The 22,404-nt window shown below is 33.1% G+C and carries 19 protein-coding genes and 1 other annotated feature; of the genes, 18 read left to right on the top strand and 1 reads right to left on the bottom strand.

All coding sequences use genetic code 11. The features are described 5' to 3' along the window. Positions 1–5: 5 nt before the first annotated feature. From CLORY_RS09285 to hisS, 12 genes are all read left to right on the top strand, one after another. The gene (locus tag CLORY_RS09285; RefSeq protein WP_079423564.1) at positions 6–167 is read left to right on the top strand and encodes a zinc-ribbon domain-containing protein; all 162 of its coding nucleotides are present in this window, start codon (positions 6–8) and stop codon (positions 165–167) included. A 272-nt stretch (positions 168–439) separates the two neighbouring features. Next, positions 440–2,665 (top strand): serine hydrolase domain-containing protein, encoded by a 2,226-nt coding sequence (locus CLORY_RS09290; protein ID WP_079423566.1) that lies wholly within the window; start codon positions 440–442, stop codon positions 2,663–2,665. 235 nt (positions 2,666–2,900) lie between these two features. Continuing rightward, positions 2,901–5,114: a serine hydrolase domain-containing protein gene (locus tag CLORY_RS09295; protein ID WP_079423568.1), complete on the top strand. Its 2,214-nt coding sequence runs from the start codon at positions 2,901–2,903 to the stop codon at positions 5,112–5,114. A gap of 122 nt (positions 5,115–5,236) precedes the next feature. Then, entirely contained in the window at positions 5,237–7,423 is a 2,187-nt protein-coding gene (locus CLORY_RS09300) for a DNA topoisomerase III (protein WP_079423571.1), read from the top strand. 259 nt (positions 7,424–7,682) lie between these two features. Further along, entirely contained in the window at positions 7,683–8,642 is a 960-nt protein-coding gene (locus CLORY_RS09305; protein WP_079423573.1) for an L-lactate dehydrogenase, read from the top strand. A 142-nt stretch (positions 8,643–8,784) separates the two neighbouring features. Then, positions 8,785–9,108 carry a 2TM domain-containing protein gene (locus CLORY_RS09310; RefSeq protein ID WP_079423575.1) on the top strand — a complete coding sequence of 108 codons (324 nt, stop codon included), beginning with the start codon at positions 8,785–8,787 and terminating at the stop codon, positions 9,106–9,108. A 265-nt stretch (positions 9,109–9,373) separates the two neighbouring features. Further along, positions 9,374–9,718 (top strand): 2TM domain-containing protein, encoded by a 345-nt coding sequence (locus CLORY_RS09315; protein WP_079423578.1) that lies wholly within the window; start codon positions 9,374–9,376, stop codon positions 9,716–9,718. A gap of 105 nt (positions 9,719–9,823) precedes the next feature. Next, complete coding sequence (gene speD / locus CLORY_RS09320; RefSeq protein WP_242954380.1) at positions 9,824–10,657, top strand: adenosylmethionine decarboxylase; 834 nt, start codon at positions 9,824–9,826, stop codon at positions 10,655–10,657. Between the two features lie 203 nt (positions 10,658–10,860). After that, a complete protein-coding gene (gene lepB, locus CLORY_RS09325) occupies positions 10,861–11,439 on the top strand; it encodes a signal peptidase I (RefSeq protein WP_242954381.1) in 579 nt (192 codons plus the stop codon). A gap of 207 nt (positions 11,440–11,646) precedes the next feature. Next, on the top strand, positions 11,647–12,096 hold the full coding sequence (locus CLORY_RS09330) for a MarR family winged helix-turn-helix transcriptional regulator (protein ID WP_242954382.1): 450 nt from the start codon (positions 11,647–11,649) through the stop codon (positions 12,094–12,096). Between the two features lie 84 nt (positions 12,097–12,180). Further along, on the top strand, positions 12,181–13,638 hold the full coding sequence (locus tag CLORY_RS09335) for an MDR family MFS transporter (RefSeq protein WP_079423584.1): 1,458 nt from the start codon (positions 12,181–12,183) through the stop codon (positions 13,636–13,638). 70 nt (positions 13,639–13,708) lie between these two features. Then, positions 13,709–13,993: a binding site (T-box leader), on the top strand. Between the two features lie 124 nt (positions 13,994–14,117). Next, complete coding sequence (gene hisS / locus CLORY_RS09340; RefSeq protein ID WP_079423586.1) at positions 14,118–15,416, top strand: histidine--tRNA ligase; 1,299 nt, start codon at positions 14,118–14,120, stop codon at positions 15,414–15,416. Here hisS and pgsA read toward each other — a convergent pair. Next, entirely contained in the window at positions 15,413–15,940 is a 528-nt protein-coding gene (gene pgsA, locus CLORY_RS09345; protein WP_242954383.1) for a CDP-diacylglycerol--glycerol-3-phosphate 3-phosphatidyltransferase, read from the bottom strand. The two genes, hisS and pgsA, sit on opposite strands and share 4 nt — an antisense overlap. Positions 15,941–16,446: 506 nt before the next feature. Here pgsA and CLORY_RS09350 point away from each other — a divergent pair. From CLORY_RS09350 to CLORY_RS09375, 6 genes are all read left to right on the top strand, one after another. Further along, the gene (locus CLORY_RS09350; RefSeq protein WP_079423588.1) at positions 16,447–17,733 is read left to right on the top strand and encodes an adenylosuccinate synthase; all 1,287 of its coding nucleotides are present in this window, start codon (positions 16,447–16,449) and stop codon (positions 17,731–17,733) included. A gap of 416 nt (positions 17,734–18,149) precedes the next feature. Then, positions 18,150–18,332 carry a DUF1858 domain-containing protein gene (locus tag CLORY_RS09355; RefSeq protein WP_079423590.1) on the top strand — a complete coding sequence of 61 codons (183 nt, stop codon included), beginning with the start codon at positions 18,150–18,152 and terminating at the stop codon, positions 18,330–18,332. Positions 18,333–18,474: 142 nt separating this feature from the next. Then, complete coding sequence (locus tag CLORY_RS09360) at positions 18,475–19,227, top strand: acyl-[acyl-carrier-protein] thioesterase (RefSeq protein ID WP_079423592.1); 753 nt, start codon at positions 18,475–18,477, stop codon at positions 19,225–19,227. 39 nt (positions 19,228–19,266) lie between these two features. Beyond that, a complete protein-coding gene (locus tag CLORY_RS09365) occupies positions 19,267–20,448 on the top strand; it encodes a sensor histidine kinase (protein ID WP_242954384.1) in 1,182 nt (393 codons plus the stop codon). Between the two features lie 8 nt (positions 20,449–20,456). Further along, complete coding sequence (locus CLORY_RS09370) at positions 20,457–21,104, top strand: response regulator transcription factor (protein ID WP_079423594.1); 648 nt, start codon at positions 20,457–20,459, stop codon at positions 21,102–21,104. 154 nt (positions 21,105–21,258) lie between these two features. Further along, on the top strand, positions 21,259–22,398 hold the full coding sequence (locus CLORY_RS09375; RefSeq protein ID WP_079423596.1) for an ABC transporter permease: 1,140 nt from the start codon (positions 21,259–21,261) through the stop codon (positions 22,396–22,398). Positions 22,399–22,404 lie beyond the last annotated feature (6 nt).

The raw sequence follows: 22,404 nt of genomic DNA on the forward strand, positions 1-22,404 counted from the left end.
TTGAAATGGCAGATAAGACTATTACTTGTAAAGACTGTGGAAAAGAGTTCATCTTCACAGAAGGAGAACAGGCTTTCTACAAAGAAAAAGGATTTGAAAATGAACCTCAGAGATGTCCTGAGTGCAGAAAAGCTAGAAAACAGAACAACAGAGGTTTCAGAAGATAATATTCTTTGGAAAAACCACCCTATAAGATTAGTCTTATAGGGTTTTGTTATGTTTTTTGATAAATAGTTGAGTGTAGGAATCATGTTCTTTTTCTGTCTGTTATTACATCAAATCTGTATGTTATGCACTTCATATTGCATTGGAAATATTAGCATTATATAATAGGCTTATTTAATAGTTACTATATATACCAGTTTTTATTAGTACATAGTATTTACCAGCAATAATATGTAATATAATTGCTGAGAAGTAAAAAAGGGTGGGAGATAATATGAAGATTAAAAAACACTTAATTACAGCTCTTGCAATGACATCTATGATTGCAACTTCAACTGTAACAACCTATGGAGCAAATGGAGCTGAAGCGGGTGTACCGCTGAATAAAATTCCATATACTCAAATCACACAGGATTTTGGACCTAAGTCTATTAAAGAATTAAAGCCGAAAAATAACTTTCTACAGCCTGATAAGCAAAATGTTAAGGCTAAAAGCTTTGTTGCAAAGAGTTATATTGATACAAAAAAGGTTGCTGATGAAAAGGCTTCTGCTTTAGTTTCTGCTTATGGGTGTACAAGTGTCCAGTATGCATTGATAGATAATGGCAAAATGGTGTTATCAGGCAATGCTGGTACATATGAAAAAGGAAGTAATACCAGTCTAACAGCTGACAATATGTATGGTATAGGTTCAATCAGCAAAGTGTTTGTAACCACAGCTGTAATGAAGCTGGCAGATGAAGGCAAGGTTAACCTTGATACACCGGTTACACACTACATTAAAAATTTTAAGATGGCAGATAAGCGATATAAAAAGATTACAGTGAGAATGCTTTTAAATCATTCTTCCGGTTTGATGGGCTCTTCTTTCTCTAATGCAATACTTTTCAATGACAATAGTACCTATGCTCATGACAGTCTTTTAAAACAATTGAGAACTCAACGTTTAAAGGCAGCTCCGGGAGAATATTCAGTGTATTGCAATGATGGTTTTGATTTAGCTGAAATTTTAGTGGAGCGGGTTACAGGGACTAGCTACACAAACTATATAGCTAAGAACATTACTGGTCCTTTGAAGATGAAAGATACCAAAACACCGCTTAGTGACTTTGATAGAAACAAACTAGCTAAAACCTATTATACTGGCATAGATAAAGCTTTACCTGTAGAAGATTTTAATGCCATAGGATGCGGTGGTATTTATTCCAGCGCAGAAGATTTATGTAACTTTGCAACTACATTTACTAAAAATTCAAATGGAGTACTTTCAGATAAAGCTATAAAAGCTATGCAAAGTAAGGAGTATTCAAGAGGAATTTGGCCGTCAGCCACTGATAGTATCTTTTCATACGGCTTAGGCTGGGATAGTGTAAATCTTTATCCTTTTAACAGGTATAATATCAAGGCCTTGGAAAAGGGCGGAGATACTAAGTTTTATCATAGTAGTTTGATTGTTTTGCCTAAAGAGAATGTTGCTATGGCAGTAGTAAGTTCAGGTGGCTCTAGCAGTTTAGATGAGCTTATGGCTGAAGGGGTACTTCTGTCAGCGTTAAAAGAAAAAGGGGCTATAAGCAAGATCAAAGCTGATAAAACCTTTGCTAAACCCAAAAAAACAGTTGTTCCGGATAAGATAAAGAAATTTGAGGGTACTTATGCTGCTCATTCTAACTTTATAAATATAGAAATTAGTAAATCAGGTATATTAAAAGAGTCATATCCACAGATTCCTCAGTATGGTACACAAACTTATGTGTACACTAAGAAAGGATCTTTTGTATCAAACGATGGCACTGACAGTTTGAAGTTTGTTAAAGCTAAGAATAAAAAGACCTATTTAGAAGAAGAATCATATGTAAGTGCACAATATTTAGGACAAACTGTTGATGATGAATTCATAGCTCAAAAAGACAAAGTAAAGAAGTTATCCAAAGCTGTTTCTGATGCATGGAAAAATCGAGAAGGAAAGAAATACTATGCACTAAATGAAAGATATTCATCTATGTCATACATGTACGCATGTCCATATGCACAGGTTGCTTTTTCCAAAGGTTTTAAAGGATATTATGGAATGGATAAAATCACAGGTCAAAATACAGCAACTGCATTTTTGGATGGTCCAGGTATGTTAGCAAGAGATCAATATGATTATAAGTTTTATAAAAAAGACAATGTTGAATATTTGAGCTCAGATGGCAGTATTTTCGTAGAGGAAGCTGCAATAGGGACTTTGCCTACAGACGATAAATTTAACTGTAAAATTAACAATGATGGTTATGCTCAATGGTATAAAATCAGTGACGCTTCAGCGGGTAAAGAAATTACTGTAGATATGCCAAAGAATGCGGGTTTTGCAGTTTATAACAGCAATGGCAGCTTAGTGAATGATACAGTGATCTCAGGCGATAATAAGGTAACCCTGCCTAAGGACGGAAGAATCGTATTTTTAGGTGATGCAAATGCTGATTTTACTGTTCAGTACAGTACATCTTCAAACGAATAATAGATTTATCAAAGGGGTGGTCGTATTAGCAATTTTTATTTGCTAATGCGACCACCCTTTTATTTATGTATGGAATGCTAAAAAGACCAGGCTTTCACTGATAAATTTAACGCACAAGAATACGATAATTTATTTAAAGCAATTTTACTATCATTTTCCGTTATTGTATAGTAATATAATATTAGCCAACAATTATATCATTATTGTTGAGAGATAAAAAAGGGGATGGAATAAAATGAGAATAAAAAGATGTATAGCTGCGTCTTTATTGGTGGGGTCAATGTGTTTATCTTCATCAATAACAGTTTATGGTCAAAATGTACTTTCAACGAAAACTTTGCCTAACGAAATTACATCAAATTTTCCGCTTACGACAGTTGATGGACAAAAGGTACAAATACCTAAGAAAAATTTTAATTTAAAGAAAGAAAACAGCAACGTTAAAAGTTTTTCGGCAGATGGTTTTTCTAATACTAAAAAGGTTGCAGAGGAAAAAGCTTCGGCTTTAATTAACATCAATAGAGATACAAGCGTACAATATGCCTTAATTGATAATGGAAAAATTGTATTATCTGGTAATGCAGGAGTTTATTCAAAAGAAAATAATACACTCTTAACTGCAGACAATATGTATGGTATAGGTTCGGTTAGCAAGATGTTTACGACGACAGCTGTGATGAAATTGGTAGATGAGGGTAAAGTTAATCTTGATACGCCGGTTACACACTATATTAACGATTTTACAATGGCAGATAAAAGATATAAAAAGATTACAGTCAGAATGCTGTTAAACCATTCGTCAGGTTTAATGGGAACATGTATGACTAATATAATTCTCTTTGGTGATAACGATACTTATGTACATGATACTCTTTTAAAACAGCTGAAGACACAGCGGCTAAAGGCTGACCCAGGCGAGTATTCAGTGTATTGCAATGATGGCTTTACTCTTGCAGAAATCTTAGTAGAACGAGTAACGGGAACCAGCTTTACAGATTACATAGCTAAAAATATTACGAATCCTTTGAAAATGGAGGATACTAAGACACCGGTTAGCGAATTTGATAGGACAAGACTAGCTAAAACATACTACAGTGGAATACCTAATGCTTTACCAGCAGAGAATGCAAACTTTATCGGTGCTGGAGGAATTTATTCCAGTGCTGAAGATTTATGCACTTTTGGAACAACTTTCACTAATAATTCTAATGAAATACTTTCAAAAAATTCCATAAAGGCGATGCAGAATAAGGAATATTTAAGAGGTATTTGGCCAAAGGATGCTGAAAGTGAATCCGGGTATGGATTAGGATGGGATACTGTAAATACTTATCCTTTCAATCAATATAATATTAAAGCATTATCGAAAGCTGGAGATACTTATCTTTATCATAGTAATTTAACGGTTTTGCCAGATCAGAATATGGCTGTTGCAGTAGTAAGTTCAGGCGGAGATAGTACGACTGACGAATTGATGGCTAACAAAGTACTCCTTGCTGCGCTGAAGGAGAAGGGTATAATTAGTAAAATAAAACCTGACAAGACATTCTCAGCACCAAAGAAGGTAAAAGTTCCAGTAAAGATTAAAAAGTATGAAGGCTCATATATATCAGTTTATGGATTTATTAACGTAAAAATTAAGAAAACTGGTACATTAAACATAACAAATTACCAAATGCCAAACTATGGTAAACAGACTCTTGTTTATACTAAGAAAGGCGTGTTTGTGTCTAAGGATGGGAAATCAAGAATTAAATTTGTAAATGAGAAGAATGGTAAAACTTATCTCGAAGAAACTGACTACATTAACGTACCATCTTTAGGACAAGTAGTATCCGATGAATATTTTGCTCAAAAGGAAAAGATAAATAAATTGAAGAAGAGTGTTGCTAATGCTTGGGCAAAGCGTGATGGGAAGAATTACTATATGTTAAATGAAAAATATTCCTCTGCTCAATACATGCGTATGTGTCCTTATGCACGAGTTGGTTTTACAAAAGGACTTGAGGGATATTTAGGCGGGGATAAGATAGTAAATGATAATTCAGCTATAGCTATTTTAGATGGACCAGGCCAAATGTCACGTGATCAAAGTGATTATGATTTCTATAAAAAAGACAATGTGGAGTACTTAAGTACAAATAGTGGTATCTATATAGAAGAAAATGCAATTGGAAATCTGCCAACAGATAGCAAATTCACATGCAATATTGGTGAAGATGGATATGCTAAATGGTATAAGATTGGTAAAGAGGTAGCCAATAAGGAAGTCACTATAGCTTTACCAGATAAAGCTGCGTTTGTAGTATATAACAGCGACAAAACCTTGGTAGAGGATTCATTAATTACAGGTAGTAATACAGTTGTTTTACCTAAAGATGGAATGATTGTATTTTTAGGTAGTCCAAAAGCTAACTTTACAGTTCAATATAATACAGCTTCAAAATAAGAATTTATACTTCAATAGCGAGAGACTGCTGCACTAAGTGCGGCAGTCTTTTCTCTTATGATATAATATAAATAGATAAGTTGAGAAAGTTCTAATACATTTATGAAAGGGATTGACAATAAATTATGAAAACATGCGTATTAGCAGAAAAACCTTCCGTAGGAAGGGATATAGCTAGAGTTTTAAAATGCAATAAAAAGGGCAATGGCTACATGGAAAATGAGAAGTATGTTGTTACTTGGGCTTTGGGACATCTTGTTACCTTAGCAGATCCAGAAGCATACGGTGAACAATTTAAGAGCTGGAAACTTGAGGATTTGCCTATACTGCCTAAGGATATGAAGCTGGTAGTAATAAAACAGACAGGAAAGCAATTTAATGTTGTAAAAGAGCAGATGAATAGAAAAGATGTAACTGATATAGTTATAGCTACAGATGCCGGAAGAGAAGGTGAACTGGTAGCTAGATGGATTATAGAAAAAATACATCTGAGAAAGCCAATTAAGAGACTATGGATATCCTCTGTTACAGATAAAGCTATTAGAGAAGGGTTTAATAAGCTTAGAAATGGTAAGGAATATGAGAATCTTTATGCATCAGCAGTGGCAAGGGCTGAGGCAGATTGGATTGTAGGCATAAATGCTACTCGTGCGTTAACATGCAAATATAATGCACAGCTATCCTGCGGAAGGGTGCAGACTCCAACAGTAGCGATGATAGCTCAGCGAGAAAAAGAAATAAAGGAATTTGTGCCTAAGGATTATTATGGAGTTACTATAGTTGCAAATAGCCTTAAATTCACCTGGCACAATAGTAAGAACAATGATACAAGGATTTATGATAAAGATAGATGTGATCAGATTGCTTCAAAGATCAGAGGAAAAAAGCTTAAGGTGAAAGAGGTCGCAAAGGTTGATAAGAAAAAATATGCTCCTCAGCTTTATGATCTTACAGAACTTCAGCGAGATGCAAATAAGATATTCGGATTTTCGGCAAAAGAAACACTTTCACTAATGCAGAGACTGTATGAGAATCATAAAGTATTGACTTACCCAAGGACGGATTCAAGATATATATCTCAAGATGTAGTAGAAACATTGAAGGATAGGATTAAAGCCTGTGGAGTTGGAAACTATTCTAAGATAGCAATGAAACTATTAAAAGAAAATATTAAGGGCAGTAAGAGTTTTGTAGATGACAGCAAGGTTTCTGACCATCATGCCATAATTCCTACAGAGGAAAGCGTGAATCTATCAAACCTAAGTAGTGAGGAAAGAAAAATATATGATTTGGTTGTGAAGAGATTTCTTGCAGTTATGTATCCGCCATTTTTATATGAACAGACCACCATCATAGCAGAGATAGACGGCGAAGAATTTGTTGCAAAGGGAAAAAGAGTTATCTCAGAGGGATGGAAAGAAGTATATGGAAGCTATGAGGATGAAGAAGAAGAAAATGATATAGAAAATCAAAAGCTTCCATTAATAAATAAAGGTGACACATTAGCTGCAGACAAAGTTTTGGAAAATAAGGATAAGACAAAACCGCCTGCATATTTCAATGAAGCAACGCTGTTATCTGCTATGGAGAACCCAGTTAAATATATGGCTAATGCCAGCAAAGATCTTATAAAAACAATAGGAGAAACAGGGGGTATAGGTACTGTTGCTACCAGGGCAGATATAATAGAAAAGTTATTTAATACATTTTTAATTGAGAAGAAAGGTAAGGATATATTAACTACTTCAAAAGGAAGACAGCTGCTGGAGCTAGTACCGGAGGATCTTAAATCTCCTGTACTGACAGCAAAGTGGGAGCAGCAGTTATCGCAGATATCTAAGGGAAGTTTAAAGAATCAGCTGTTTATTACTGACATGAGAAATTACTCCAAGCAAATAGTAGATAAAATAAAGAATAGCGATAGCAAGTTTAGACATGATAATATCACAGGAACTAAGTGTCCTAACTGTGGTAAATTTATGCTTGAAGTCAACAGTAAAAATGGGAAAATGCTTGTGTGCCAGGATAGGGAATGCGGGTATAGAAAAATGGTAGCTAGAGTTACAAATGCTAGATGTCCTCAATGTCATAAAAAACTTGAACTTCACGGAGAAGGTGAAGGTCAGATATTTGTCTGCAAATGCGGCTTTAGAGAAAAGCTTTCAACCTTTACTGCAAGAAAAAAGAATGAGGGTAAGAATGTTGGCAAGCGGGAAGTAGCTCAATATATGAAAAATCAGAAGAAGCAAAACAATGAACCTATGAATTCAGCGTTAGCAGATGCATTAGCTAAGTTGAAATTAAAATAAGGTTTTGTATCGGCATTGTTACTTATAATGCCGGTACCATACATCAAAAACTGGAGTGTTATTAAAATATCACTCCAGTTTTTGATGCTAATTTGAAGAATAACTAAGTTTAAAATACTAGTATTTAATTATGATTTTTAAAGTATATTAATAAAGTTACAATATATATACTCTATACATTTTACATATATATTTTATTTATTCATATAGTAGAATAATATATAAATGAATAGATATTTTTGTGTTTGGAGGGACGAAAATGAGAATTAGCAAAAGAAAGGTTGTAATTGTAGGGTGTGGACTTGTAGGTTCATCGACAGCTTTTAGTCTTGTTACTCAAGGCATCTGTGATGAAGTTTTGATGATAGACATTAACAAGGAGAAGGCTTTGGGCGAAGTACTCGATTTAAGGGACAGCATACAATATTTAGCGCAGAATGTTAAAGTGAAGGTTGGAACCTATGATGACTGCGGAGATGCTGATATTATAGTGATAACTGCAGGAGCACCTCCTAAAAAAGGAGAAAACAGACTGGATACGCTGGAAGCCAGTGTGAGGATATGTAAGTCCATAGTTGACCCTATTATGGAAAGAGGTTTTGATGGTATATTTATTGTTATATCTAATCCAGTTGATATCATTGCTCATTATGTATACAAAATATCTGGTCTTCCTAAAAATCAAGTTATTGGAACAGGAACAGCTCTTGATTCAGCTAGACTTAAGAATTTTATAGCAGAGATGGTACATGTAGATCCTAGAAGTGTGCATGCGTATTCCATGGGGGAACACGGTGACTCTCAGATGGTACCATGGTCGACAGTAACTATTGAAGGAAAACAATTCTATGATGTTATTCAGGACAATAAGAACCTGGTAGGTGATGTTGATTTAGATGAACTTGTTAGCAAGACAGTAAAAGGTGGTTGGGAGATATATAACCGTAAAGGAACCACCTGTTATGGAATAGCTTCTACTTGTGCTGGAATAATTAAGACTATTTTTCAGGATGAAAATAAAATAATACCAGTTTCTACGTTGCTTGAGGGCGAATACGGAGAAAAAGGTGTTTTTGCAGGAGTACCTGCAATCCTTAATAGAAATGGTGCAGCAGACGTATTGGAGATACATATGACTGGAAATGAATTAACGCGGTTCAAGGAATCTGCTGCACTAATAAGAAAGTATATAGAAAAGGTAGCGGAACTCAATATCTGAACCAAATACGGGCTTAAATTATTATCATTAAATTTTTATTATCCTTATCGCAAACTTAATACAATTATTTTCGAGAATATTAATGCTGATAGTATAAAATGTTATAATAATGTTATTAATTAGGTTTAGGGGGATATAGTACATGTCTGAAAATAATGAGGTTGATCAATTTGGGCAAGAAAAAAAATTATCTGAACAAGAGCTTGAACAGTTAGCTTTACAAAGATTGAAAATTAAAAGGGGTTTTACTACTCACCTTGGAGTATATTTGGTTGTAAATGCGTGCTTTTTTGGTATGAATGTTTTGACATCTCTGCGCTATCCATGGTTTTTGTGGCCAGCATTAGGATGGGGTATCGGACTTGGCTGTCATTATGTAAATACTGTTTCAAAACTTAGGATGACAGGGAACAAGAACGCCCTGAAGAGAGAAATAGATTACTTAAGAAATAAACTAAATGAGTGATTTAAATAGAAATAATTATCAAAGATTAAGGGATAGGCATAAAAATAGTGGCAATAGGTGACAAGGAGTAATTTCTTAATGAGTGGGATTAGTCGCCAAATGCCACTATCTTTTTTCTCATTTGGATTAAAATAAATATTATGGTTAATAATAATAGATAGTAATATTTAGCAGGATTATGCATTACAATTAATAGCAGGATATACAAGTGGAGGAATAATAATGATATAATTATTTTGTAAAAATAATATTGGAGGGTTTGGGGATGTTTGGAGAAAAACGAGTAGATAAATATGGATACAACTATAATTTGTCAGAAGAGGAATTGGCTAATTTAGCAGTAAGGAGACTCAAAATAAAAAGAGGATTTCAAACTCATTTTGGCATATATTGTGTGGTTAATTTATGTCTAGTAGGAATGAACATAGTAACTGCGTTTCCTTTTATATGGAGTGATTTTTGGGCTATATGGCCTATACTTGGCTGGGGAATAGGATTAGGCTGCCATTATGTAAGCACAATTATGAAACTTAGAATTACTGAAAATAGTAGTGCAATTCAGAAGGAAATGGATTATTTGCGAGATAAACTAAACAATTCCAATAAATAGGCTGATATAGAGAAAAAATTAAAATATATGCTGGTTATTGTATTGAAAATTTGCAAATATGATGTATAATCTTCTAAGAATATATTTGAAATGAGGAATGCCAAATTGGAAGATAACGTTGCAGAAAAAGTTAAGGGAGAAAAGCTAAAACTATATGGTTTCAATAATTTGACTAAATCTCTGAGTTTTAATATCTATGACATTTGTTATACAAAAACAGATGAGGATAGAAAGAAATATATTGAGTATATAGATGAACAATACAACTCTGAAAGACTGACCAATATACTCACTTCTGTAACTAAAATCATAGGAGCACATGTTTTGAATATTGCTAAGCAGGATTATGAGCCTCAAGGGGCTAGTGTGACTTTACTCATATCAGAAGATGCGGTACCTTTATATATGCTGGATCCTTCCTGCAATGCTGGAATTTTGACTCCTTTAGGAAATACTGTTGTTGCACATTTGGATAAAAGTCACGTTACAGTGCATACTTATCCAGAGAGTCATCCGCAGAATGACATAAGCACCTTCAGAGTGGATATTGATGTATCTACCTGCGGGAGAATATCACCTCTTAAAGCATTGAACTATCTTATAGATAGCTTTGACTCGGATATAATAACAATAGATTATAGAGTAAGAGGATTTACAAGGGATGTTAATGGACAGAAACACTTCATTGATCATGAAATAAATTCGATACAGAACTTTATCAATAAGGATACAAGAGATAGATATAATATGATAGACATGAATATATATCAATCTAATATTTTTCATACAAAAATGAAACTGCAGGACATAGATCTTTCAAATTATCTATTTGAAATACAAGAAAAAGATTTATCTGATAGTGAGAAGCAACAAATAGTTCACAAATTAGATAAGGAAATGACGGAGATATTCTATGGCATTAATGTTCCTAATGTATAAGTTTATTAATTAGCTGTATACTAAAGTGTATCTTTTCTCAATATAAATTACTTATGAAAAGTTATTTGACAGGATAGGAGCCGACAGAAAACAGATTTTTGATTAAATTTATCTTAGAAGATTAAATTTTTAAATAGCTAGTTTCTTAAAATACAACTTATAGTTTGTAATATAAATAGCTTTAAAAGTAGGTGGAAGATGATTTGGAACATCAAGGTGACAAGAAAAGCATAATAAATGATAATGACAAGCGAAGTTTTCTCAAAATAATAAGAGAATATTCTATTCTTGTATTAATATGCATTATTTCAGCTGTGTTGCTTAAAACTTTTGTTATTGAAAGAGCTGATGTTATAGGAAGTTCAATGAGACCAACACTTCACAACAGAGATGTAGTACTTGTGGAAAAGCTTAGCTGCATATTAGATAAGTACAAAACAGGAGAAATTGTTATTTTTAATTCACATGATGAAAATAACGAAATTTATATAAAAAGAGTTATTGCTGGCAGCGGCGAAACGGTAGAAATTAAGAATAATAAAGTATATGTAAATGATAAGAAACTTAATGAAGGATACCTTTCGAAAGATACTGTCACAGGTGAAGGTGATTTCCTTGCAAACAATCAGAAATATACAGTTCCCAAGGGATATGTATTTGTTATGGGAGACAACAGGGGAAACAGCTTGGACAGTAGAATTATTGGACCCGTAAAGATTAAGGACATAGAAGGTCATGTAATATTAAGAGTATTTCCGCTTAAAAGTTTGAGAACGTTCTAAAATCTAATATTTATATTAAATTGGGCTTTGGAAACCTTAAATGAACAATTGTTTAATTTAAGGTTCCGAAGCCTAATTTTTGTAAATATTTGACGATTACGAATATTTACATTATAATTGATATATCAATTATATAAATATCAATAGTTGATATGAAAAACTAATAAACTAATATATTAATTTACATAAGCAGAAAGGATGATATTTGTGATAGAGTCATTTGATGAATCTATTGGACTGCAAACCAGTCACATGAACCGGCGAATGCTTAGGTTCCTTAACCATAGTCTTGAGTGGTATGATATTACATTAGAGCAGTGGGTTGTATTGTCTAAGTTAGCTGAAGAAGAGGAGATAACACAAAAGATGCTGTCTGTTAAGACCGAAAAAGATCCGGCTTCTATTCTTAGAATACTAGACATATTAGAAAAGAAGGAACTGATAGAGCGCAGACAGAATGCTGGTGATAGAAGAGCATCTTCGCTGTACATTACGGCTAGAGGGAGAGCTCTAAAGGATGAAGTAATTCCGTATATCGAAAATCGCTTTAAAGAAATTGTTGAGGGCATCTCTGAACAAGAGATTACAACTTATCTGAAGGTTCTTCATCGAATAGATTTAAACTTAGTAGATTTATTAAATAAACAAAAAGGCTAGAATCTCCCGTGAAATATCAACAAAGGGACAGTTACTGGAAATAAGTATTATATATTTACTATTTTAATTGGAGGGATATTACATATGGTAGAATTTGAAGACAACTTGGTGTTAAGAGACAGAAAAAATAATAATTACAATGTGGGAGCCATCACGGCGGTTCTTACGATTTCTGGTTTTTTTTGTATGCTTAATGAGACAGTACTTAATATGGCTTTAAAAAGTATTATGTCTCAATTTGGTATTACTGCTATTACTGCTCAATGGCTGAGCACAGGATATATGCTTATTATGGGAATATCAATTCCTATTTCGGCTTTCTTGATTCAATCCTATAAGACGAGACAATTATATATAGCATCAATGATAATATTTATTTTAGGAACAATAATTTCAGGTTTAGCACCAGCATTTCCTATTCTTTTGGCAGGACGTTTGATTCAAGCGGTCGGAACGGGAATATTAATTCCTAATATAGTAAACACACTCATTATCATTAATCCGGAAGAAAAAAGAGGAAGAGCTCTCGGAATTTTTAATCTTGTTATGTTTTTTGCTCCAGCTATAGGTCCTGTTCTTTCGGGCTTGATCATACAGAATCTGAGTTGGAGATGGCTGTTTTTTAGCATCTTACCATTTACTATAATAGCCTTAATATTAGGAAGTATGTTTGTTGCAAATGTAACAGATATTTCTAAGCCTAAAGTTGATGTGGTATCAATTATCCTGTCAACAGTGGGTTTTGGATGTATAATTTATGGTGCTAGTAATATCGGAAATTCTGCAGTTTATTTGATGGTAATACCGTTTATAATCAGTGGTATTTCATTAGCTGGATTTGTTGTTCGTCAATTAAGGCTTAAGGAGCCTCTATTAGATATGAATGCTTTTAGATATCCTATGTTTTCAATTGGTACTGTACTTATAATAATTATGCATATGGTGAATTTTGCAATCATGCTAATGCTCCCAATGTTTATGGAGGGCGCCATGGGATTAAGTGCATTTACAGCTGGACTTATTATGCTGCCTGGTGGAATTATAAATGGAATTATAGCTCCGCTTGCTGGTAGTCTCTATGATAAGCATGGTCCAAAAGTATTGATATTTCCAGGCTTTTTAATATCAACTGCCGTTTTTATAATTTTTTCTAGGGCTATTTCCGTTAAAATTTCAATAGCTTTAATTATAATTTTACATTGTATTTCTTTGATAGCTGTTGGAATGATAAATACACCTACACAGACTAACAGTCTTAACCAATTGACTCCGAAGTTATACCCGCATGGTACTGCAATTACAAACACGCTTCAGCAAATCGGCGGAGCGTTTGGTACATCATTATTCGTAGCAATTATGTCAGCAGGTCAGAAGAATTATTTGAATAACATAGCCAATGGTCATGGAGCTGCAAATCAAGCCAATGCATTGGCATATGGAGTAAGATTATCACTTACTGTTGCAGTAGGAATTCTTATTGTAGCCGTTGTGCTGTCATTTTTCTTAAAGAGAAATACAGAGAGTGTGAGAACTGAGAATTAAGATTTAATAACTATTTTTATGCTTGACAAAAAAAATATTATAGAATAAAATATAGAAAATAATAAGATAACTTAATGCGAAGATAAGAAATAGTAAATGTGTGAAGTTTTTTTAGAGAGTCTCTGTTTGGTGGAAAGAGGTAAAACAGTACATTGAACACATCTTTGAGCAAGACATCGAAATCAATATATAGCAAGTGGATAGGTTTGTTAACAAATGCTATGAGAGTAGAATGTTCCCGGTTATTTGCACCCGTTATAGTGCTAGAGTATTATATTGTACTTGAAGAGGTTAGTATTGTGAGGTACTGACGAATTGAGGTGGGAACACGTGAGTTATAACTCTCGTCCTTTGGATTACCAGAGGATGAGAGTTTTTTATTTTAAAAATAATGTGTTTTGAGGGCTTAATAACTTTTAAGAAGTCTAAATCACATTTTCTGAAAAACGGAAATTTATATATTATTAGGAGGAGATAAAATGATAAAACCATCAATTTTACCAGGATTTATGGAATTACTTCCAGAAGATCAAATGCTATTTAATAAAGTAAAGGATACCATAAGGAAAAACTATGAAAAGTTTGGATTTATACCGCTGGATACTCCTGTTATGGAAAAATCAGAAGTGCTTTTAGCTAAAGGCGGCGGAGAGACTGAAAAACAAATCTACAGATTTAGCAAGGGAGATACCGATATATCACTAAGATTTGACCTTACAGTTCCGCTTGCTAGATATGTATCGCAGCACAGTAATGACATAGCTTTCCCATTCAGACGATATCAGATAGGAAAGGTATATAGAGGAGAAAGAAACCAAAAAGGGAGATTTAGGGAATTCTACCAATGTGATATTGATATAATTGGAAATGAAAAGCTAAGTATAATGTATGACGCTGAAATACCTTCTGTTATTTATTCCATATTTAAAGAACTTAATTTCGGAGACTTCGTGATTAGAATAAATAACCGTAAGGTGCTTAATGGCTTCTTTAAGTCTTTAGATATAGAAGATGTATCAGAAATCTTAAGAATCATTGATAAGATAGATAAAATAGGTGCTGATGCGGTCAAAGAAGAAATTACAGCACTTGGGGTTTCAGCAGACATAGTTGAAAAAATAATGAGCTTTATTGCACTAGAAGGAAATAATGACAGCATCATTGAAGGACTAAAAGCGCTGAAGATAGAAAATGAAGCATTCACGGAAGGAATAGCAGAACTTGAGGCTGTAACAAATCACATAAAATACTTTGGTGTTCCAGAGGAAAACTTTGCTATAGATTTAAAAATAGCCAGAGGACTTGATTACTATACAGGAACTGTATATGAAACAATCTTAAAAGACTATCCATCTATAGGAAGTGTATGCTCCGGAGGAAGATACGATAACCTAGCAGGATATTATACAAATCAGAAGCTTCCGGGAGTTGGAATATCTATTGGACTAACAAGACTTTTCTATCAGCTTAGAGAAGCTAATTTGATAAAGACAGACGGAAATTCTACTCCAGCTAAAATACTTGTGATACCTATGGATGATGATACTAGCTATTCTATTGAAGTTTCCAAGACACTAAGGACTGCAGGTATTGAGTGTGAAGTATATTTTGAAAAGGGTAAACTGAATAAAAAATTAAATTATGCTAATAAGTTAGGTATTCCTTATGTCATCCTTATAGGCAGTGATGAAGTTGAAACCGGTAAACTTACATTTAAAGATATGAAGAAGGGAGAGCAAAGCAAATTGACAGTAGAGGAAATAATAAACCAATACTAAGCTTTGCCTCTGTTATATATGACTAGATAATTAATGAGAGCTATAAAGGCGCTTATTACAGCTACACCCAGTAGAATTTCTCCTAAATCTCTATAAAAATATATACAGAAAATAGATAAATAGAAGATTACAGTTGATAACTTTCCGAATATATTGGAAGGTATCACTGTATCTTTTTTATATAAAAACATACCTGATATAATCATAAAAAGTTCTTTTAAAATAACTATAATAGAGATGAAGAATGGCACATAGCCTTTTATTGAAAGGCAGGTTAGTACCGTTAACAGCATAAGCTTATCCGCTAGTGGATCTAAAACCATACCCCATTTTGTAACTAGATTAAATCTTCTAGCTATATACCCATCTAAAATATCTGTAAATCCAGCTAGCAAAAATATACAGATAGATATAAAAAGACTATCTGGCACTGATGAAAAAAACACCAATATAAAGATCGGTATTAAAAAAAGTCTAAATAGAGTTAACATATTTGGAGTATTTATATTTGTTAGAGGTTTCAAAACCTTTCACCTCCCGTAAGCAGTATTTATTCTGAAAATAGCACAATAATGTGCAATACTTATATCATAACATAATATTTGAACGTAAAAAAGATGTAAATGTATATATTAGGGACTGAAGCCTAGTTAATACAATATGAGTATAAAGTTCATATTACCTCTTGATGCACAATATATATTGTCGTAAATATAGTTAGAATTTATCTAGTATTTTATGCAAATTAGATGGTTGTTAATCATTAAAACTTATTTAATATACAAATTAAATTGAATTTAATGCTTTATAGAACATACAAGTGCGAATTATATACAATGATATTGAAAAAATGTTCGGTTTTTTGTTGACTATAGGTTATGGCTTTGATACTATATGTTAGGGGAGTATATTGCCCTGAGCCTGGGTTAAAATATTTTTATATTCAGGTATAGATGGATGTTCATATCAATTACGAATATCACATTTGCAGTATATTAAGAATAGAAACATTAATATGGAGGTAAATTATATGTCTTCTTTTATAGTTTTAGGTGCTCAGTGGGGCGATGAAGGAAAAGGAAAAATGACAGATTTCCTTGCTGAAAATGCAGACGTAGTTGTAAGATATCAGGGTGGTAATAATGCAGGACACACTGTTGTAGTTGGCAAAAACGAATATAAACTTCGTTTAATCCCATCAGGAATATTATATGAGGATAAATTAAATGTTATTGGCAATGGAGTAGTGGTGGATCCCAAAGCGCTTTTTGAAGAAATTAGTTACCTTGAAGGATTGGGAGCAAAGGTTACGCCAAATAATCTTGTTGTAAGTGACAGAGCTCAATTAATAATGCCATATCATAAGGTTTTAGATAAACTAAAAGAAAAGTCTAGAGGCAAAAATGACATTGGAACCACGGGAAGAGGAATAGGGCCTTGTTATACGGACAAAGCAGAGAGAGCTGGCATAAGAGTGTGTGATCTTATGCACAAAGAAACTTTTAGGGAAAAGCTTGAATATAATGTTAAAGCTAAAAATGAATATATTACGAAGGTTCTTGGCGGAGAAGCCCTTGATTTCGGTGCTATATATAATGAATATATGGAGATTGCAAAAAAATTAAAACCTTTTGTAGCAGATATATCTGTCAGAGTATATGATGCTATAAAAGCTGATAAAGATGTGTTATTTGAAGGTGCGCAGGGTATGCTTTTGGATGTTGACTATGGAACATATCCATATGTTACTTCATCGAATACAGTTGCTGGCGGTGTATGCACAGGTGCTGGTATAGGGCCTACAATGGTACAGAAGGCCGTTGGAATAGCTAAGGCATATACGACAAGAGTTGGAAAAGGACCTTTCCCTACTGAACTTGAGGATGAAACAGGTGATTGGATAAGGGATAACGGGCATGAGTTTGGAGTTAATACTGGAAGAGCAAGAAGATGCGGATGGCTGGATCTTGTAATTCTTAAGACTTCTGCTAGAATAAATGGTTTAACCAGCTTTGCAGTTACTAAAATAGACACTCTTGCAGGGCTAGACAAAATAAAAATCTGTGTTGGATATAAGTTTGAAGATAAAGTAATAGATTATTTTCCAGCGAGTCTTGAAGATCTTGCTAAATGTGAACCTATATACGAAGAGTTTGATGGTTGGGATAGTAAAGTAGCAGATGCTAGAAGTTATGAGGAACTTCCTGACAATGCAAAAAAATATTTAGATAAGATTGAAAAATTTACTGGAGTAAAAATATCCTTGATTTCTGTTGGACCTAGAAGAGATCAAACTATAGTGGTGTCAGATATATAAATTCCGTTATTAAGGGCAGAATATAAATATAAGACGAACTAAATGCTCTAGACAGAATAGTTTAGAGAAAGTGCATTAAATAGGTATGAGAGTAAAGAGAAAAGAGTAAAGAGAAGGTTAAAATTCAGCCGAGCTGAATTTTAATTGTATAGATGATCCTAATTATTTTGATAATCCTTTTGTAATACTAGGTATAGTCTTAGTTTTTAAAAAGTTATTGCCGATAATCAGATTTAAATTCTCAGAAATTCTGCATAGCAGAATTTCTTCCTTCACTTTTCGCTTTTCTCTTATCTTGGTTCGCAATATACAAAGTTTGTATTGTAAATATAATTATTCTCAGTTATAATATTTTTATAGCTTACTATAAATTATAGTTAGCTTATAATATAAAATAAGAGAGGGTGATTGACAGCATGATCACTAAGGATACTACTATAGGTGATGTTGTAAAGAATTTTCCAGATAAAATCGATATTCTTATGGATTTTGGAATGGGATGTATTGGCTGTCCAGCTTCATTGTCAGAGACTATAGAGCAAGCAGCTATGGTTCATGGCTTGGATGTTGATGACTTAATAGAAGCTTTGAACAAATAAATAGTACGTACATTAATAAATTATAAATACTAGAAGACTCTAAGGAATCCCTTAGAGTCTTTTATGCAATTATATATAACACAAAAAATTTAACATGAAAAGGGGGGGAGTTGAGATCCTTCTAGAGGATTTTAACGAGTTTATGGAGAAGAAAAGTCAATTAAAGGAATATGAGATACATTACTATGAAGTTGACTATAATAAAAGAATGAACATAACTAGTCTTATAAACTTTTTACAGGATACAGCGACATATCAAAGTGACAAACTAGGAGTAGGAATAGACTATTTAATTGAGAACAATATGGCATGGGTAATATACAAATGGGATATAAAACTGTATAAATATCCAGTTTACGGTGAAAAAATAATAATAAAGACTGTACCGTATGGTCTTAGAAAGTTTTATGCCTATAGAAAGTTTGAGGTATGTAATGCTGAAGGAGAACTTATAGCAGACGCTGATTCGATATGGTTTTTACTAAGCTTAGATAAAAAGAGACCGCTTAGAGTTGGAAAAGAGATGTATACAGCCTATGGCATAGATGAAGATTGTAAGGATACTATTGAAATAAATAATATAGATGCAATTGATAAGGTTGAGAACGAGAAGATGTTTCATGTAAGATATGAAGACATAGATACAAACAGGCATGTTAATAATGTAAAGTATGTATCTTGGGCTATAGAGGCACTTCCTGTGGACATAGTTGAGAATAACGTTGTTAGTAGAATTAAGATAAATTATATGAAAGAAACTACATATGGTGAAGAGATTAAATCAAAAGTTTTAGTAAAAGAAACAAATGATGAACTAATGAGTATACATTCTATTGAGGGATTTTCTGGCAAAGAGCTTACAAGACTTGAGATATACTGGAAAAATGAACTTTAACCTTAAATGAAACTAATGCATTATAATAGAGGATTTTTTATGATTAATACTGTTGAAGTAATAATGATAGTAATCAGTTATTGCATACTTGTTATGAATATGCTGATAGTATATATATATAGTGATATCAATGGTATAGCGATAGTAGCTCTGAATTTCACTATTATATTCTCATATTCGGTGAGAACCTTTTTTGCATCACGAATAGATGATAGTTATAAATTTAAATATTATACCATTATATTTATTGGATATATTTTAGAAATAATATCTATTTTCATCCTAAATAGATTTGATAATACTATGGTTTCTCAAACATTATATCTATTAATTTTGAGTGATGCAGCTATTAATAGAAGCAGGGCATTTAGTGCAGGAACTTTTTGTCTTTTATATATTATATCATGTTTTTCTATTGTGCTTACTGTTCATTTTAATATGACTAAGGTAATTCCAGCAGCACTGATTACTATTACAGTTTATGCTGTGGTATATATAATTTTTTCATTATTAAAATACATGATGAAGCAGACGGAAACAATACAGGAAAATCTTAGAAGGATTACTGTAGAAAAGTTGGAAAAAGATAATTTGTATGCTGAACTCAAAGAGGCGTATCAGAAGGTTGAAGGAATAACGGCACTTAAAGAAAGAAATAGAATAGCCAGAGAGATCCACGATACGGTTGGACATACTCTTACTACTGTGCTGGTAGAACTTGAAGCAGCTAAAAGACTGCTAAGGAAGGATGTTGCACTTTCTGAGAATAAACTAAATCTTGCACAGCAGCAGGTTAGAAAAGGACTTGACAGTATAAGAAGTTCTGTACGAGTTCTTGAAAAGGGTGAAGATATAATGGATTTTGGACAATCTGTTATTGCAATTATTGAAGATACTGAGAAGCATTCAGAAGTCAGTATTAAATATCAGATTGATGAGACTAAGATATCAAAAAAGCAGCAGGAAATGTTACTATCAGCACTTACGGAAGGTTTAACAAATGGTATAAGACATGGAAAAAGTACAGCCTTTATATTCAAGTTAACTTCAAAAAGCGAGGGACATGTACTTTTTTCTCTTGAGGATAACGGAAATGGAGCTACAGCAATGGTTCCTGGTTTTGGACTAAAATCCATGAAGGAACGTGTTGAGGAGCTGGGAGGTAAAATTAGAATAGATACTGCACCAGAGGAAGGATTTGCGTTATATATAGAATTATGAGGTGAAGTATGGAAAAGATAAAAGTTTTAATAGCGGACGATCAGACGCTTATGCGTGATGGATTAAAAACTATACTGGAGTTGGAAGACAATATAGATGTAATAGGACTTGCTGCTAATGGTGAAGAGGTTCTTTCTATTTGCAAAATGCGAGTACCGGATGTTGTGTTAATGGATATAAGAATGCCGAAGATGGATGGAGTGGAATGCACAAAGAAATTAAAGAAATTAAACGCTGAAATTAAGGTCTTGATACTTACAACTTTTGATGATATTGAATACATTGTTCAGGCTCTTAATTATGGTGCAGCGGGATATATATTAAAGGACATAGAAGGAGACGAACTGATAAAAACCATAAATGCTGTCTCTAAAGGTAACCTGATGCTGCCGGTGAATATAGCACAAAAGCTGGCAAGTCAAATTTCAACTGGTACAGCAGCATCGGAAGAAAAAAAGAAATTTACAGATTTTACTGATAGGGAGATAGATATAGCAAAAATGCTGGCTGAAGGTTTTAACAACAGACAGATATCTTCATATTTATATATATCAGAAGGAACCGTTAAAAATTATATAAGCAATATATATGCTAAGCTTGGAACGTCGGATAGGACAGCCGCGGCTATAGCTATAAAGAAACTCATGGATAAGTAGTTACTCCGGTCATAACTTAATATGACCGGAGTAACTATTTTATTACGGGTATTTATATATATAATCTAAATGAAAGGTGAAATAAAAATATCTTATAATAAACTGACTGTAGAAATGTTGAGTTAGTATACAGATCAATCAAAGGAGTGAATGTATGAAACCTTTATCTTCAATGAATTATTATAAAAATAATAAAAAGAGGTTTATCACATCAGTTATTTCAGTATTTGTAGCTGTTTCATTCATATATATGCTATATGCATTTGTGGGTTCGCTGAACAAATCTTTATATATATTGAATGTATCAAGCTCGCATAATTATTCAAAAATAAGTTCATACGGAACTAAACAGAATATATCTGACAATATTCTTCAAAAACTTAGAAACAATCCTGATGTGGATAAACTTATTCCTTTAAGAAGTTATGGACTAAGGTATAGCATACCAGGAAGTTTTACTTCGGCTAAGGCTGAAGCTATAAAACATGCTGATATGAATTATTTCATGAAGATGGACAAACTAAAAATAAGAGAAGGGAGACTCCCGGAGGATGGTGCAAGTGAAGTAGCTATAAACAATATGGTTGCTATGAACAGAGGCATAAAAATAGGTGATAAAGTTGGGAGTAAAGTAAATAAATTTGATGATTTAAAAGGTGAATATAAGGTGGTTGGAATTCTAAAAGGGAGAGATATGATATCATTTGTAAGTGCAAATAATGTAACTATGCCCGGATACAATGATAAACAAGGACCTGTAAATAAGAAATATATAGTGTTTCCAAGAACAAATAGATTGAAGCAGCTAAATAATGAATTAGATGCTATGAATAAAAAGGAGTTAAAGATAGACACTTTTACATCGGTTAATAAGGAGTTTAGACAAAGTATTAGTGCTATAAAACTTGTGGATGTAATAAGTCTTTTAGCTATTATTCTTATGGTAATAACAGTTGGAAGTACGAAATATGTACAATTTTTTAATAGAAAGGAAGAAATTGGAACTCTGAATGCCATTGGATACAACAAAAATCAAATATTATCGAGATCTGCTGTAGAAGTTATTTTACTAAATTTTATCGGCTTTGTTTTAGGTTTGCTTTTGGGACTGATCTTAAGTAAGCTTTGCAGCAGCAGCTTGTTTGAAAGCAAAGGTGCCTATGGAGTAGTCTTCAGTCTAAAGGCATTTAGTATGTCCTTATATATTCCTTTGTTTACTATATTATTTACGATAGTGCCAATAAATGTGATAATAAGTAAACTTGATCCAATAAGTATAATTGAGAATAACTAGGAGGAA

Origin of the sequence: Clostridium oryzae, assembly GCF_002029235.1 — a bacterium.
Taxonomy (GTDB): Bacteria; Bacillota; Clostridia; order Clostridiales; family Clostridiaceae; genus Clostridium_AE; species Clostridium_AE oryzae.

Coding starts and splice junctions, on each gene's coding strand:
- CLORY_RS09335 (WP_079423584.1), top strand. CDS start 12,181: ATGGTAGAATTTGAAGACAACTTGGTGTTAAGAGACAGAAAAAATAAT.
- CLORY_RS09285 (WP_079423564.1), top strand. CDS start 6: ATGGCAGATAAGACTATTACTTGTAAAGACTGTGGAAAAGAGTTCATC.
- CLORY_RS09310 (WP_079423575.1), top strand. CDS start 8,785: ATGTCTGAAAATAATGAGGTTGATCAATTTGGGCAAGAAAAAAAATTA.
- CLORY_RS09365 (WP_242954384.1), top strand. CDS start 19,267: ATGATTAATACTGTTGAAGTAATAATGATAGTAATCAGTTATTGCATA.
- CLORY_RS09375 (WP_079423596.1), top strand. CDS start 21,259: ATGAAACCTTTATCTTCAATGAATTATTATAAAAATAATAAAAAGAGG.
- CLORY_RS09350 (WP_079423588.1), top strand. CDS start 16,447: ATGTCTTCTTTTATAGTTTTAGGTGCTCAGTGGGGCGATGAAGGAAAA.
- CLORY_RS09360 (WP_079423592.1), top strand. CDS start 18,475: ATGGAGAAGAAAAGTCAATTAAAGGAATATGAGATACATTACTATGAA.
- CLORY_RS09315 (WP_079423578.1), top strand. CDS start 9,374: ATGTTTGGAGAAAAACGAGTAGATAAATATGGATACAACTATAATTTG.
- CLORY_RS09370 (WP_079423594.1), top strand. CDS start 20,457: ATGGAAAAGATAAAAGTTTTAATAGCGGACGATCAGACGCTTATGCGT.
- CLORY_RS09290 (WP_079423566.1), top strand. CDS start 440: ATGAAGATTAAAAAACACTTAATTACAGCTCTTGCAATGACATCTATG.
- CLORY_RS09295 (WP_079423568.1), top strand. CDS start 2,901: ATGAGAATAAAAAGATGTATAGCTGCGTCTTTATTGGTGGGGTCAATG.
- CLORY_RS09305 (WP_079423573.1), top strand. CDS start 7,683: ATGAGAATTAGCAAAAGAAAGGTTGTAATTGTAGGGTGTGGACTTGTA.
- hisS (WP_079423586.1), top strand. CDS start 14,118: ATGATAAAACCATCAATTTTACCAGGATTTATGGAATTACTTCCAGAA.
- CLORY_RS09355 (WP_079423590.1), top strand. CDS start 18,150: ATGATCACTAAGGATACTACTATAGGTGATGTTGTAAAGAATTTTCCA.